Here is a 15,623-nt window from a genome sequence, read left to right on the forward strand (position 1 = left end):
CGCTACTGCGCCGCCTTGCGCAGATGCTCCACCAATAGCTTCGCCGGTCGCGGTAACGTCTTGAAGCTGCGGGCGCAGATCACGAGTTTCCGGTTGGCCCAACTGTCCCGGATTCGAATGATCGAGATCGGCATCGATTGCGCGCACCGTTTCGCGGCGGCTTCCGGCACCACCGCAATGCCGACGCTCGATGCCACCATCTGGCAGATCGCATCGAAATCCCGCAGCCGCGCCCGGACGCGCAAGCGCACGCCGAGCCGCGCGGCATGTTTGGCGATATGGCCCTGAAGCGCGGTCGAGGTGGTCAATCCAACGAAGTCACGATCCGTTACGTCGGTAAAATCGATCTGGCGGCGGCCGGCAAAATTCCCGCGCCGCGGCACCACCAGCACCAGGCGATCTTCGCCGAACGAAAACCGCTCGAAATGATCGGGCAGCGCATGCTCGGCGGCAAAGCCGAGATCGGCCGCACCGCTAGCAATCGCCGCAGCGATATCGACACTCTCGCGCTCCTCGACATCGATATTGATGTCGGGATGTTCGCGCAGGAATGCCGCAAGCGCTTTCGGCAAATATTCCGATAGACCCGACGTGTTGGCGAGCAGGTGCACACTAGCCCTGGCACCGCTGGCGTAAGCTGCGAGATCACCGCGCATCTCATCGATATTGTGGAGGATGATCCGGGCGTGACCGAGCAGGCTTTCGCCCGCCGCGGTCAGTTCAACGCCGCGACGGCGGCGCTTGAGCAGCGGAATGCCGATCGCATCTTCCAGGCCCTTGATCCGGGCGCTCGCGGACGCCAGCGCGAGATTGGCGCGTAGCGCCCCCTGCGTGATGCTGCCGCTATCCGCCACCGCGATAAACAGCCCAAGGTCAACCAGATCGAAACGCATGGCGGTTCTCGTACCGTCTGCCTTCGTTATGGCCGAAGGCTGGGTCTGTAACCTCCAGATTGTGCCGATCATGCGGATCGGTCAATGTGACTTTATGGCCGAATCTCTTTTGATCTTCATTGCCGCGGCGTTCCTGCTGGCGGGTTTCATCAAGGGCGTGATCGGGCTCGGCCTGCCCACGGTGTCGATGGGCCTGCTCGCGGTCACGATGCCGCCGTCGCAGGCGCTCGCGATCGTCATCGTGCCCGCGATCGTGACCAATATCTGGCAGACTTTCGTCGGCCCTTATTTGCGCAACATCATCATCCGGCTGTGGCCTCTGATGCTCGGCACGGCCTTTGGCATCTGGCTCAATGGCGACATGCTGACCGGCCCCTATGCGCGTTACGGCACCATCATTCTCGGCATTTTGCTGGCGATCTATGCCACGATCAGCCTTCGCAAATTCACCTTCAGTGTCGCCCCATCGAATGAAAAGTGGATCGGCGGGATCGTGGGCGTGATCACCGGTGTGATTTCCGCCGCGACCGGCGTTCAGGTCGTGCCATCGATGCCGTTCATGCAGTCGATCGGGATGGAGAAAGACGAACTGGTGCAGGCGCTGGGCGTGTATTTCACCGTCGCGACGCTGGCGCTGGCGTTCAACCTCACCACAGCGGGCCTGCTCAGCGCCGCGACCGCGATGCCGGGTGTGATCGCGCTGACCACCTCCTTTGCCGGCATGTTTATCGGGCAGGCGGTCCGCACCCGGATGGAGCCGGACACGTTCCGCCGCTGGTTCCTGATCGCGATGATTTTTCTCGGGATCTACCTGGTCGGCAGCGCGATCTACAATATCGAACGCGGCTGAATCAGACCGGCGTTGATCGAAATTGTTTCATTCTTGTTAGGTGTTTTTTGTCGAATTCCGGACCAAGGCTTTTTTAATCCTTCGATGCTGTTGTTCTGCTGAAAACAACGGATGACACCCATGCCGGAACTGATCACAGACCTCACTAACGCTCTGTTTAAGATGGCCGGAGAAATGGCACGCAGTCCGAAAGGCACTCGCTGCGAGGACTTTATCTCCGCAGCCGCGGCTTTCGCCGGCGAAATTTGCATGCGCAAGGCGGCCGATTTTGATTTCGACAACAGCACGTTCACGCCGGGAAAGAGAGTCTTCTCCCAAAAAATCAATGCCGTCTTATCCGGCAATGTTACCGAGTGGAAGGATGTTCCGGTAACGAGCGCATTTGGCACCTTATATAATCTGCTGACACGTTCACGGGAAATCGCTTGGCCCCCCGGAACGTTTCCCGGCATCGCGCAGATCTATGAGAATTTCGCCAAGGGTCTCGGTCACGGCGCGTCGCCGGCACAATGGGGATACGTTCCTCTATCACTTTCACCGGCTCATCTGCCGCAGGTGCCGCCGTTGCGCTCGGCGTTTGAACTTCGGCAGGTTGCACTCGGAATCACCGGTAAGCAGCCGATACCGACGGACGCTTTATTTGCCGCTTCGTCGATAACCCTGATCAAGGCGTTGACCGTTACGCGCTCCGCGATCGACAACGCTGTCGCCATCAGGCTGGCACTGGAAACCATGAACGGCATGGCAAAGACCGCTCCCGTGTTGCCGCGGCACATGCAAGAGTTTGCCGCGCAAGCGAAAGCCGGGTCGTAGCCCTTTACTTGAACAGCGGCGTACCCGGCACGAAGGCGTCGAAAGCAGCCCAGAATTGCGCGCGGTAGCGGTCCTGCTCCTGCAAGATTTCATGCTTCGAGCCTGCAATCACCAGATGCGCTCCGGCACGCAGGTGATAGGCGAACTCCTCGATCGCCGCGGTCGAGACGACGGCGTCGTTGCTGGCGGCCAGCATCAGGATCGGCTGGCGAATTTCCAGGGGGTAATTCACGGCACGAAAACCATGCATCGCGCTGAACGCCGTATCGGCCCAGGCGATCGTCGGCGACGCCAGGCCGAGCGTCGGGTCTTCCTCGATGATCGCGGCGTTGCGGGCATAGCGCACGGGATCGCTGGTCAGGGGATTGTTGATGAAGGAACCCGCGCCGGTCAGCACGTCGCTGCCGCCGGGCACATAGCGGCCGCCCTGCCCGGCCAGCCGCAGCACGCGCAGCAGCGTACGCACCGGGAAAGAGGTGGCGCGCCCGGGCAGATCGATCATCGGCGCCGACAGCACCATGCGGTCGAACCAGCGCTTGCCGGCATGTGCGACCCGCAACATCACCGAGCCGCCCATCGAATGCGCCAGCGCGAAATAGGGCGGCGGACAATCCGGCAGCACCACCTGCTGCACGAAGGTTTCGACATCGATTTCGAAATCGGAGAAATCGCGCACATAGCCCTTGCGCGGATCGCGCAGACGCCGCGACGAATGGCCCTGCCCGCGCCAGTCGATCATCGCCACCGCGAAACCGCGATCGCGCAAATCGCGCACCGTCTCGAAATATTTTTCGATCTGTTCGCTACGGCCGGTGAACACGCAGACCGTGCCCTTGCGACCGGTCGGCGGCGCCCAGCGCGCAAACCGCAATTCCGCGCCATCAGGCGTTTTGATCATGCCGGAAACGACGTTTTCCGGAACTGGATTGGCGGGAATCGACACAAGCGTCATGAGCGGAACCGGATAGGTGAAAGGTGCTGAAAATCAAGGGGAGACAAAGGGTAACGGCGTCAAAAAAGGGCGGCCTTCCCCTCTCTTGAACGCGCTTTGACCCCTCCCATATCATCTTCGTGCAGGCCGCTACCAGCGTTTCGGGAAACCGGAGCACTCAAGGCTGCACACAGACGAAAGCCCGGCCCGATGGCGGGCGGGTTCACTTAAACCAGTCGCTCAATGGAGGACTATCCTATGCGTACTTACGACCTCACCCCGTTTTACCGTTCCACCGTCGGCTTCGACCGGTTCTTTTCGCTGCTCGACCAGGCCACCGCGGACGGCAGCCCCGGCTATCCCCCCTATAATATCGAGCGCACCGGCGAGAACGATTACCGCATCAGCGTCGCGGTCTCCGGTTTCTCTCAGGGCGAGCTTTCGATCGTCTCCAAGGAAAACACCCTGACGATCAAGGGCGAGAAATCCGCCAATGAGAACGGCAAGGACAAATCCGAGGTGCTCTATCGCGGCATCGCGGCGCGCGCCTTCGAGCGAGCTTTCCAGCTTGCCGATTTCGTGGTGGTGAAAAACGCCTCGCTTGAGCACGGTCTGCTCCACGTCGATCTCGTACGCGAGATTCCCGAGGCCAAGAAACCCCGCAGCATTCCGATTTCCTCGACCACACCGGCTCCGCATCCGCAGGTAGTCGACGGCTCGGCCGAGAAAGCCGCCGCTTAAACACGGTTCGGTTTCAGCAGATATTTGCTGACGCAAACGCCCCGGGAAACCGGGGCGTTTTTTGTCGCGATTAGGATGATCGTCGTTCCTTTAAACGCAGGGACGACATCGAAGATGTTGCGCCTTACTCCAACCCCTGCGCCTTCGGCATTTCCTGCGTCGGCAATATCTGCGGCGCGGGCTTTGCCTCGACGGCTGCGGGGGCAGCGGCTTGAGGTGCCGGCGCCGTATCCGCCGGCTTCGCCTGCACCGCGGCCGATTGCTGCGCCGGAGCCGGTTTGTCTGTCGCGGGCTTGTCGGTGAAAAGCTTCGGCGCCAGCGGCTTCACGTCCAGCGGCGACGCTTTCGGCAGCGGCACTGACGTCGTGCGGCTCGCCACTTGCGGCACTAAGGCCGGCGGCCGCGGCACGCCTCTGGCGTTGCCCATCGGCGACAATGCGCTGCTCGATCCGTAGATCACAGGCACTTCTTGGTTGGAATTGTAGCCCGTCCGGTACGCCGGCATGAAGCGGACTATCCGCCCGTTGCGGGCATCGATCACCAGCCGGCCGTCATCGCCGCCGCGGTCGACCACTGAAATCACGTAGAACAGGCCGCGCTGGCGCGGCACGCCGAGCGGCGAAAAGCCGTTCTCGCGGACCACCGTGTAGACCTCCTGCGGCGGCAGCAATGTCGGGCCGTTGCCATATCCATAGCCCGGCGCGGGTGCTTCCGGCGGCATCGCCGCATAGGGCCCGCCTACGTCGGTGACCGCCACATAAGGCGAGCCGTCGGTTCCCTGGGGCGCGGCCCCCTGCGCATGCGCGATTGCGGCCGTGAAAACCAACCCGGCCGACACGACCCATCCTGTGAACAGCTTCATCACGTCATCGCTCCTGTCATGCCCCACTGCCCAGAGCGTTTTCGCCCTTTTGTCCCGGCCGGAATTTCATTGCGAAATCCGGCGGTCCTTGGGCCGGATCGCGGCGCGTTTGCTTCAAATCCGGGGCGAGGAGATCGGCGCCTGACGCAGGGCCACCGGCGACTTTCACGCGCTTGTGTGCTAGAAAAAAATTTGGCATGGTCGTAGTTAGGACAGTAGAACTGTCCCAATTGCGGCAGCAAACCCGGCACAGGGATTGCAACGCAAAGTTGGCGTCCAGACGCCAAAAGATTAAGGGCACGGCCGTTCGGGGGACACTGAACGCCCGGGCCTGAATTTAGGAAATTTGCGGCTCGCGGAGGACGAGCGGTGGCCCGGTGGGTGCCGCAAACGCCCAAGGTGCGCCAATGACGGTGAGGCCCTTTGCCTTATTGAGAGGACTGAGATGAGCGGGTCGGAGTTCGAGCGCGACAACATCGTGGCAAATGCGCTGTCGGTGGCCCCGGCCTCCAAACCGGCGGACATCGCGCCCATGCACGAGCACACTCGCGAGCATACTTGGCGCCCGCCCGCTGAAGGTCTCTACGATCCCAGCCTCGAAAAAGATTCCTGCGGCGTCGGCTTCATCGCCAACATCAAAGGCAAGAAGTCGCATCAGATCGTGTCCGACGCGATCAGCATTCTGTGCAACCTTGAGCATCGCGGCGCGGTCGGCGCCGATCCGCGCGCCGGCGACGGCGCCGGCATCCTGGTGCAGATTCCGCACGCCTTCTTTGCGCGCAAGACCAAGGAGCTCGGCTTCACGCTGCCGCAGCCCGGCGAATATGCCGTCGGCGCGCTGTTCATGCCGAAGGAAAAGGCGTGGCGCAAAGTCATCCAGAGCATCATCACCGACCAGATCAAGGCCGAGCAACTGACGCTGCTGGGCTGGCGCGATGTGCCGGTCGACAATTCCTCGCTCGGTGAAACCGTCAAGCCGACCGAACCCGCCAACATGCAGGTGTTCATCGGCCGCGGCGCGCATATCAAGAACGACGAGGACTTCGAGCGCCGGCTCTACATCCTGCGCAAGTCGATCTCGCAGGCGATCTACCAGCGCCGCGACCGCGGTCTCGCCGGCTATTACCCGGCGTCGCTGTCGTGCCGCACCATCGTCTACAAGGGCATGTTCCTGGCCGACCAGCTCGGCAGCTACTATCCTGACCTTCACGAGCCCGATTTTGAGAGCGCGCTGGCGCTGGTGCATCAGCGCTTCTCGACCAACACCTTCCCGGCCTGGTCGCTGGCGCACCCCTATCGCATGGTGGCGCATAACGGCGAGATCAACACGCTGCGCGGCAACGTCAACTGGATGGCGGCGCGGCAGGCTTCGGTGCATTCCGAACTGTACGGCAAGGACATCAGCCGGCTGTGGCCAATCTCCTATGAGGGCCAGTCCGACACCGCTTGTTTCGACAACGGCCTCGAATTCCTGGTGCAGGGCGGCTACTCGCTGGCGCACGCCGTGATGATGATGATTCCGGAAGCCTGGGCCGGCAATCCCCTGATGGATGAGCAGCGCCGCGCCTTCTATGAATATCACGCCGCGATCATGGAGCCATGGGACGGCCCCGCCGCGATCGCCTTCACCGACGGACGCCAGATCGGCGCCACGCTCGACCGCAACGGCTTGCGGCCGGCGCGCTATCTCGTGACGTCGGACGACCGCATCGTCATGGCCTCCGAAATGGGCGTGCTGAAGATTCCCGAAAACGAGATCGTCACCAAGTGGCGGCTGCAGCCCGGCAAGATGCTGCTGGTCGACCTCGAACAGGGCCGTCTCATTCCCGACGACGAGATCAAGGCGTCGCTGGCGCGCATGCATCCGTATCGCGAGTGGCTGCACCGCACCCAGATCGTGCTGGAAGAACTGCCGGACGCGCCGACCAAGGGCATGCGCTCGAACCTGCCGCTGCTCGAGCGGCAGCAGACCTTCGGCTACAGCCAGGAAGACATCAACATCCTGATGACGCCGATGGCGTCGACCGGCGAGGAAGCCCACGGCTCGATGGGCAATGACACGCCAATCTCGGCGCTGTCGGACAAGCCGAAGCCGCTGTTCACCTACTTCAAGCAGAACTTCGCGCAGGTCACCAACCCGCCGATCGATCCGATCCGCGAAGAGCTGGTGATGAGCCTCGTCTCGATCATCGGGCCGCGGCCGAACCTGTTCGATCTGGAGGGCGTCGCCGGCACCAAGCGCCTCGAAGTGCGCCAGCCAATCCTGACCGATGCGGACCTGGAAAAGATCCGCTCGATCTCGGAGATCGCCGATACCCATTTCAAGTCACGCACGCTCGACACCACCTTCCATGCCGGCCTCGGACCGGCAGGACTTGAGCAGGTGCTAGACGAATTGTGCGCGCGCGCGGAAGCCGCGGTGCGCGAAGGCATCAACATCGTGATCCTGTCCGACCGCATGGCGGGCTCGGACCGGATTCCGATTCCCTCGCTGCTCGCCTGCGCCGCCGTGCATCATCATCTGATCCGCACGGGATTGCGCACGTCGGTCGGGCTGGTCGTCGAATCCGGCGAGCCGCGCGAGGTCCATCATTTTGCCTGCCTCGCCGGCTACGGCGCAGAGGCGATCAATCCGTATCTCGCGTTCGAGACCATCATCGCGATGAAGGACCGGCTGCCGGCCTCGCTCGAAGACTATGAAATCGTCAAGCGCTACATCAAGTCGATCGGCAAGGGCCTGTTGAAGGTGATGTCGAAGATGGGCATCTCGACCTACCAGTCCTATTGCGGCGCGCAGATTTTCGACGCCGTTGGCCTCAAGGTCGATTTCGTCTCGAAATATTTCGTCGGCACCCACACCCGCATCGAAGGTGTCGGGCTTGCCGAGATTGCCGAGGAAACCGTGCGCCGTCACGCCGACGCATTCGGCGATTCCCCGGTCTACAAGTCCGCGCTCGATGTCGGCGGCGAATATGCCTTCCGCACCCGCGGCGAGGATCACGCCTGGACCGCCGAATCCGTCGCGACGCTGCAGCACGCGGTGCGCGGCAATTCACTGGATCGCTACAAGGCGTTCGCGAAGATTCTCAACGAACAGTCCGAGCGGCTGTTGACCCTGCGCGGCCTGTTCCGGATCAAGACCGCCGAGGACGAGAAGCGCAAGCCCGTGCCGCTCGACCAGGTCGAGCCGGCCAAGGACATCGTCAAGCGCTTTGCCACCGGTGCGATGTCGTTCGGCTCGATCTCGCGCGAGGCCCACACCACGCTGGCGATCGCGATGAACCGGATCGGCGGCAAATCCAACACCGGCGAAGGCGGCGAGGAATCCGACCGCTTCAAGCCGATGCCGAACGGCGATTCGATGCGCTCGGCGATCAAGCAGGTCGCGTCCGGACGCTTCGGCGTCACCACAGAGTATCTCGTCAACTCCGACATGATGCAGATCAAGATGGCGCAGGGCGCCAAGCCCGGCGAAGGCGGCCAATTGCCCGGCCACAAGGTCGACGCGGTGATCGCGCGCGTGCGGCATTCGACGCCGGGCGTCGGCCTGATCTCGCCGCCGCCGCATCACGACATCTATTCGATCGAGGATCTGGCGCAGCTGATTTACGACCTCAAGAACGTCAATCCGGACGGTCTGGTGTCGGTCAAGCTGGTCTCCGAAATCGGCGTCGGCACGGTTGCGGCCGGCGTCGCCAAGGCGCGCGCCGACCATGTCACCATCGCCGGCTTCGAAGGCGGCACCGGCGCATCGCCGCTGACCTCGATCAAGCATGCCGGCAGCCCCTGGGAGATCGGCCTTGCCGAGACCCACCAGACGCTGGTGCGCGAGCGGCTGCGCAGCCGCATCGTGGTGCAGGTCGATGGCGGCTTCCGCACCGGACGCGACGTTGTGATCGGCGCGCTTTTGGGGGCCGACGAATTCGGCTTCGCCACCGCGCCCCTGATCGCGGCCGGCTGCATCATGATGCGCAAGTGCCATCTCAACACCTGCCCGGTCGGCGTCGCAACCCAGGATCCCGTGTTGCGCAAGCGCTTCACCGGCCAGCCCGAACACGTCATCAACTATTTCTTCTTCGTCGCCGAGGAAGTCCGCGAGATCATGGCCGCGCTCGGCTATCGCAGCTTCAACGAGATGGTGGGCCAGACCCAGATGCTCGACCAGTCGACGCTGGTGGCGCATTGGAAGGCCAAGGGGCTCGACTTCTCGAAACTGTTCGTGCGCCAGAAGGAACTGCCCGGCCAGAAGATCTATCACGCCCAGAACCAGGACCATCATCTGGAAGCCGTGCTCGACCGCCGGCTGATCGAAAAGTCACAGGCCGCGATCGACCGCGGCGCACCGGTCAAGTTCGAGATGGAAATCAACAACACCGACCGCAGTGCCGGCGCGATGCTGGGCGGCGCGATCGCGAAGATCTACGGCCATGCGGGTTTGCCGCACGACACCATCCAGGTCGGCTTCAAGGGCACCGCCGGCCAGGCCTTCGGCGCCTGGCTGACGCGCGGCATCACCTTCGAACTCGAGGGCGAAGGCAACGACTATGTCGGCAAGGGCCTGTCCGGCGGCCGCATCATCGTCAAGCCGCCGCACAATTCCGGCATCGTGCCGGAGGAATCCATCATCGTCGGCAACACCGTGATGTACGGCGCGATCGAGGGCGAATGCTATTTCCGCGGCATTGCCGGCGAGCGCTTTGCAGTGCGTAACTCCGGCGCGGTCGCCGTGGTCGAAGGCGCCGGCGATCATTGCTGCGAATACATGACCGGCGGCATCGTCGTGGTGCTCGGCAAGACCGGGCGCAACTTCGCGGCCGGCATGTCCGGCGGCATTGCCTATGTGCTGGACGAGGCCGGCGACTTCGCCAAGCTCTGCAACATGGCGATGGTCGATCTCGAACCGGTGTTGTCGGAAGAGATGATCAACGAGAACACCTACCATCACACCGGTGATCTCGAAGCCCATGGCCGGGTCGATGTGTTCGAAAACCTGCTTGATTCCGATGTCGAGCGGCTGCACATCCTGATCACGCGCCATGCCAAGCTGGCGGGCTCCAAGCGCGCCGCTGACATTCTGGCGAACTGGAAGACTTATTTGCCGAAATTCCGCAAGGTGATGCCGGTAGAGTATCGCCGCGCGCTGAAGGAAATGAAGGCGAATGCCGACGCTGAACCGAAGATCGCGATCGGAGCTTGATTTAGGTCTTCATGGTGAGGAGGCGCTTGCGCCGTCTCGAACCATGAATGCACAATGGGCTTCATCCTTCGAGGCGCGGCAAAGCCGCTCCTCAGGATGAGGTCGTGAAGAAGATATATCCCGGCTACCGGGACAGGGTTCAGGGGCACTGGCTTTAATGGGCAAGGTAACAGGTTTTCTGGAAATCGACCGCCACGACCGGAAGTACGCGCCGGTGACGGAGCGTGTGAAGGATTATCGCGAGTTTGTCATTCCGCTGAGCGAGAAAGAAACCCGCGACCAGGCCGCGCGCTGCATGAATTGCGGCATTCCCTATTGCCACGGTACAGGCGCGGTCGCGCCGGGCACGCCGGGCTGCCCGGTCAACAACCAGATTCCCGATTTCAACGATCTGGTCTATGGCGGCAATTGGGAAGAAGCCTCGCGCAACCTGCACTCGACCAACAATTTCCCGGAATTCACCGGCCGCATCTGCCCGGCACCGTGCGAAGCCTCGTGCACGCTCAACATCGACGACAACCCGGTCACCATCAAGACCATCGAATGCGCGATCGTCGATCGCGCCTGGGACAATGGCTGGCTCAAGCCGGAGATCGCGGCGACCAAGACCGGCAAGAAGGTCGCGGTTGTCGGCTCCGGCCCGGCCGGCATGGCCTGCGCGCAGCAGCTCGCGCGCGCCGGCCACGAGGTGCATCTGTTCGAGAAATACGCCAAGGCCGGCGGCCTGCTGCGCTACGGCATTCCCGATTTCAAGATGGAGAAGCACGTCATCGACCGCCGTGTGGCGCAGATGGAAGCCGAAGGCGTGACGTTCCACTATGGCGCGCCGGTCGGCGGCACGTCGCCCAATGCGGTCGATCCGCGCAAGATGCTTGGCGAATATGACGCGCTGGCGCTGACCGGCGGCGCGGAAGCCGCGCGCGATCTCCTGATCCCCGGCCGCGATCTCGCCGGCATTCACTTCGCGATGGATTTCCTGCCGCAGCAGAACCGCCGCGTCTCCAGCGAGCCGCTCGGCGGCGTGAAAGATATCCTGGCCGGCGGCAAGCATGTCGTCGTGATCGGCGGCGGCGATACCGGTTCGGACTGCATCGGGACTTCGTTCCGTCAAGGCGCGTTGTCGGTGACGCAGCTCGAAATCATGCCCGCACCGCCCGAGCATGAGAACAAGGGACTGACCTGGCCGAACTGGCCGCTGAAGATGCGCACCTCCTCCAGCCAGGCCGAAGGCGCACGCCGTGAGTTCGCGGTGCTGACGCAGAAATTCTCGGGCACCGATGGCAAGGTGAAGAAGCTGCATTGCGTGCAGGTCGACGACAAGTTCAAGCCGATCGCCGGGACCGAATTCGACCTCGATGCGGAACTGGTGCTGCTGGCGATGGGCTTCGTGCATCCGGTGCACGAGGGTCTGCTCAAAACCCTCGGCGTCGATCTCGACCCGCGCGGCAATGTGCGCGCCAGCACCGCGGACTATCAGACCTCGCGCCCCAACGTGTTCTCCGCCGGCGACATGCGCCGCGGTCAGTCGCTGGTGGTGTGGGCGATCCGCGAGGGCCGGCTGTGCGCCCGCGCGATCGATCAGTTTTTGATGGGGACGACGAATCTGCCGAGGTAGGTTTTCCTCTCGGCAGGCATCGCGCGCAGAACAACCTTCAGTGTTATACGCGGGCATAGCCGTCCAAAGGACGGCGTCGCTTCCGCTCACCTATACCCGCATATCCATCAATCTTCCCAAGAACATTTTTCGAAGGTGATGGATGGCCGGATCAAGTCCGGCCATGACGACGCGTTGGGCGGGCAGCGCCCACCTAATTCTGCAGCCTTACCCCAAGCATCACCACCGTCGAAGCCGAACTAGCGCCGGCGATATTGGAATCAAGAATGTCGCGGCGCAGGGTGCCCTTGATCCAGAGACTGCGGGTCAGCTTGTAGATCAGGTCGGCCTCGTACGAATAGGTTTTGTCGTTGCGGCCGTCGCCCTGATAGTCGAGCGTGCCGTAGGTGAATTTGCCGATCGCGGTGAGCCAGCGGCGGAAATCATGATCGACTTCGAACGTATAAGTGTGCGTCAGCACGCCGGAGACGCCAGCCACCACGGTCTCGTCGATCGAGGTGGTGGAATAGAATTTCGCCGTGGTCAGCGGCGTCGCGGTCCAGGTCAATGACGACGCGGTCAAGAGGCCCTGCAGCCGGTCGAGGCGCGGATCGACATAATTGCGCTCGGCGAAGCCGACCGAGATTTCGCCGGTCAACAGCCGCGAGAATTCAAACGAGGTACCCGCTCTGGCGTAACCGCCATTGGAATCGCGCGCAAAGCCATTGCGATCGATCGCCAGATCATGCACCCGGGTATCGCCCTCGATTTCGGCGAACGGCTTCACCCCCGGCGTCAACTCGTAGCTGATGCGGCCGACGCCGCCATACTGGTTGAAGTTGCGGTCGTCATTGCTCGAGGTGGTGCCGTCAGTGAGCGTCGAGTACTGATAGACGGTGCGGTCGACGGTGCCGCCGGCCGAAACCTGCAGGCGGTTGAAGTTCTGGTCGATGCCGAAGGTGCCACCGAGCGTCGTGTAGACCGGATAAGAGGCAAGGCCGGTCTGGATGTTCGGGCTGCCGGGATTGTCGGTCGCAACCCGCAAGCGCACTTCCGAGGTGATGTGGGTGTCTTGGGTGACGTCGATACGGCCGTCAATATGGCCGGTGAAATCCGGCCGGTTGACATTGGTCGGCGACGGCGAGACCGCGCCATCGACGATCGCCGGCATGCTGTTGCTGTAACCGGTGAACGATCCCCGGAGGTCGGCGACCAGCGCGTGGCGCTCCCAGTCGGACACCGCGAGAAACTCCGGCGCGACCACCCAGAACGGCGCACCGATCTCATGAGGGAGACGGCCGGGATTGGTCTCATAGCCGCCGCGAAGTTCGAGCGCCGACTTGACCAGGAAACTGCCGACGTAATCGCCGACCGGGCCGAACGGATCGTCGTCGATCTTGAGGCGCTTGCGAGGCGGCTGACCTGTGACCGTGCCGGCCATCGCGGGCGGCAATGGCGTCTTGTTGGCGGACTCCGATGGCGGGATCGACAGCCGCACCCGGCCGTTAAGCGCCGGCGCGACCGTCAGCGGCGCCGGACTGCCGGGCCCCGCCGGCGGCTTCGGCTTGGCCTGGCCGGGATAAAACTTCGGCTTTTTGCGGGTGCGGTTGAGCGAATCGAAACCAGAGTCCGATGCGCCGCTGGCGGCGGGCAGGCCGTAGGTCGGAATATTGCCGATCCGCGACGGTGCGGGCAGGTCCTTGTCGCGGAGCCGCGCATCGTCGGCGGCATCCCCCGTTTTGTCGGTATTGGCACCGACCTTGCGCAGCGGCGAATCCTGCGGGCTCATGAAGCCGTCGGGGGCGGGCCGGAACAGGTCGGAAGTCATCGTTTGGGCCGCGGCCGGAAAGTTATCCAGACCTATCAGCGCAAGGCATGCCAATAGCGCGCGGAACGTCACTGCGCGCTTACGGCGGCCCGTTGCTGGACCCGACATCACGATTTAAATACTCCAACGAATTCATATACTTGTACGTCGGGTTCCAGCGCGGCGAACGAGCCCCGTGGAAAACGTCGTTAACGGAGTTAAAACAATTATGGTTAATGAGCCGTTGAGAACCGGACCCCTCGTCGCCTCGCCGGTTTGGCCATGCTAAGGAGAGCCCCGGGCAAGAAACGACGCCCCCTCCCTGGAAGCAGACATGGCCAAATCGAAACCGCTGATGGCAAAATCATCCGTGACCGATCACGCGAACGAAGCCGTCCAGTCGGCCCTGCGCACGCTCGATGCCGAGAGCGGCGGCGTGGCCGCGATCTCGGCCGCGCTCAAATCCGATCTCGGCACTTCGTTCGCCGCCGCGGTCGATCTCATTCGCAATGCCAAGGGGCGGCTGATCGTGACGGGCCTGGGCAAATCCGGCCATATCGGCCGCAAGGTCGCCGCCACCTTCGCCTCTACTGGGACGCCGGCGTTTTTCGTGCATGCCGCCGAAGCCGGGCATGGCGATCTCGGCATGATCACCGCCGATGACGTCATCATGGCGCTGTCCTGGTCGGGAGAGCAGCCGGAGATGAAGACGCTCATCACCTATGCCAAGCGCTTTCGTATCCCGCTGATCGCGATGACCGCCGATGGCGAGTCCACGCTGAGCCAGGCGGCGGATGTCGCGCTGACGCTGCCGAAGGCGCGCGAGGCCTGTCCGCATAACCTCGCGCCCACCACCTCCTCGCTAATGCTGCTGGCGCTGGGCGATGCGCTGGCGATCGCGCTGTTGGAGAGCCGCGGCTTTACCTCGGTCGATTTCAGCGTGCTGCATCCGGGCGGCAAGCTCGGCGCGATGCTGAAATATACCCGCGACCTCATGCATAGCGGCGACACGGTGCCGCTGAAGCCGCAGGGCACAAGGATGTCCGATGCGCTGGTCGAGATGTCCTCGAAAGGTTTTGGCTGCGTCGGCATCGTCGATATCAGCGGAAAGATCGTGGGCATCGTTACCGATGGCGATTTGCGCCGTCACATGCGGCCGGACCTGATGACGGCCTTCGTCGACGACGTCATGACCAAGAATCCGAAGACGATCAGCCGCGACCTGCTCGCCAGCGAAGCGCTGGAAATTCTCAATTCGTCGAAGATCACCGCTTTGATCGTAACCGACGCCGGCAAGCCGGTCGGCATCGTCCATCTGCACGACATCCTGCGCGCGGGCGTGGTTTAGAGCGTGGATTTACTCGCTGTCATTCCGGGGCGATGCGAAGCATCGAGCCCGGAATCTCGAGATTCCGGGTCTGGTCCTTCGGACCATCCCGGAATGACGACCAGGTTTCAAATTTCGCCGCGTTCTTCAAACTCCAACGTTAAGCCGCGGCCACCGTCAGGCTCGCGCCATCGGCCTGCACGATCTTGACCCGGCTGCCGGCCGGCGCATCAGGACCGGCGACGCGCCAGATCGTATCGTCGATCCGCACCGTGCCGGAACCGTCGATGATCGGCTTCTCCAGCGTGAACACCCGGCCGATCAGCGCATCGGCGCGTTTGTTGAGAAACGGATTGCTTTTGCTGACGGCGTTGTTGTGGCGCGCGACGCGACGCCAAAGCGGCACGGCCGCCGCCGCGAAAACCGCGAACATCAGGATCTGCGATTGCCAGGACGGATCGAACGCGAACGACACCAGCCCGACCAGCAGCGCCGCAAGCCCGAACCAGAACAGGAAAATCCCTGGCGCCAGCAGTTCCAGCGCCATCAGAACGACGCCGAAGATCAGCCAGTTCCAGGTGCCTAATGTCGAAAACATCTCGCTCATA

General features: G+C 62.8%; 11 protein-coding genes. 6 read left to right on the plus strand and 5 right to left on the minus strand.

Annotated elements, in window-relative coordinates; translation table 11 throughout:
• Positions 1-2: 2 nt before the first annotated feature.
• Positions 3-893, minus strand: a complete 891-nt coding sequence (locus tag HB676_RS23235; protein ID WP_213740709.1) for a LysR substrate-binding domain-containing protein — start codon at positions 891-893, stop codon at positions 3-5.
• 94 nt (positions 894-987) lie between these two features.
• Between HB676_RS23235 and HB676_RS23240 the strand changes: the two genes are divergently transcribed.
• Positions 988-1,743: a sulfite exporter TauE/SafE family protein gene (locus tag HB676_RS23240; RefSeq protein WP_213740711.1), complete on the plus strand. Its 756-nt coding sequence runs from the start codon at positions 988-990 to the stop codon at positions 1,741-1,743.
• Positions 1,744-1,863: 120 nt separating this feature from the next.
• Positions 1,864-2,556 carry a hypothetical protein gene (locus tag HB676_RS23245; protein WP_213740713.1) on the plus strand — a complete coding sequence of 231 codons (693 nt, stop codon included), beginning with the start codon at positions 1,864-1,866 and terminating at the stop codon, positions 2,554-2,556.
• A 4-nt stretch (positions 2,557-2,560) separates the two neighbouring features.
• Here HB676_RS23245 and HB676_RS23250 read toward each other — a convergent pair whose 3' ends face one another.
• A complete protein-coding gene (locus HB676_RS23250) occupies positions 2,561-3,508 on the minus strand; it encodes an alpha/beta hydrolase (RefSeq protein ID WP_213740715.1) in 948 nt (315 codons plus the stop codon).
• Between the two features lie 237 nt (positions 3,509-3,745).
• On the opposite strand from HB676_RS23250, the gene HB676_RS23255 reads away from it, so the two are divergent.
• Positions 3,746-4,228 carry an Hsp20 family protein gene (locus tag HB676_RS23255; RefSeq protein WP_213740717.1) on the plus strand — a complete coding sequence of 161 codons (483 nt, stop codon included), beginning with the start codon at positions 3,746-3,748 and terminating at the stop codon, positions 4,226-4,228.
• A 124-nt stretch (positions 4,229-4,352) separates the two neighbouring features.
• On the opposite strand, the gene HB676_RS23260 is transcribed toward HB676_RS23255, so the two are convergent.
• Positions 4,353-5,090 (minus strand): hypothetical protein, encoded by a 738-nt coding sequence (locus tag HB676_RS23260; RefSeq protein WP_213740719.1) that lies wholly within the window; start codon positions 5,088-5,090, stop codon positions 4,353-4,355.
• 445 nt (positions 5,091-5,535) lie between these two features.
• Here HB676_RS23260 and gltB point away from each other — a divergent pair, with 445 nt between their 5' ends.
• Positions 5,536-10,287: a glutamate synthase large subunit gene (gene gltB / locus HB676_RS23265; RefSeq protein ID WP_213740721.1), complete on the plus strand. Its 4,752-nt coding sequence runs from the start codon at positions 5,536-5,538 to the stop codon at positions 10,285-10,287.
• Positions 10,288-10,444: 157 nt separating this feature from the next.
• Complete coding sequence (locus HB676_RS23270) at positions 10,445-11,902, plus strand: glutamate synthase subunit beta (RefSeq protein ID WP_213740723.1); 1,458 nt, start codon at positions 10,445-10,447, stop codon at positions 11,900-11,902.
• A 193-nt stretch (positions 11,903-12,095) separates the two neighbouring features.
• Here the strand turns inward: HB676_RS23270 and HB676_RS23275 are convergent, their stop codons facing one another.
• Entirely contained in the window at positions 12,096-13,817 is a 1,722-nt protein-coding gene (locus HB676_RS23275) for an outer membrane beta-barrel protein (RefSeq protein WP_218625826.1), read from the minus strand.
• Positions 13,818-14,022: 205 nt separating this feature from the next.
• On the opposite strand from HB676_RS23275, the gene HB676_RS23280 reads away from it, so the two are divergent.
• Positions 14,023-15,036: a KpsF/GutQ family sugar-phosphate isomerase gene (locus tag HB676_RS23280; RefSeq protein ID WP_213740727.1), complete on the plus strand. Its 1,014-nt coding sequence runs from the start codon at positions 14,023-14,025 to the stop codon at positions 15,034-15,036.
• 139 nt (positions 15,037-15,175) lie between these two features.
• On the opposite strand, the gene HB676_RS23285 is transcribed toward HB676_RS23280, so the two are convergent.
• On the minus strand, positions 15,176-15,622 hold the full coding sequence (locus tag HB676_RS23285; RefSeq protein WP_213740729.1) for an NfeD family protein: 447 nt from the start codon (positions 15,620-15,622) through the stop codon (positions 15,176-15,178).
• Position 15,623 lies beyond the last annotated feature (1 nt).

The sequence above is a fragment of the Bradyrhizobium sp. dw_411 genome (assembly GCF_018449695.1).
GTDB lineage: Bacteria > Pseudomonadota > Alphaproteobacteria > Rhizobiales > Xanthobacteraceae > Bradyrhizobium.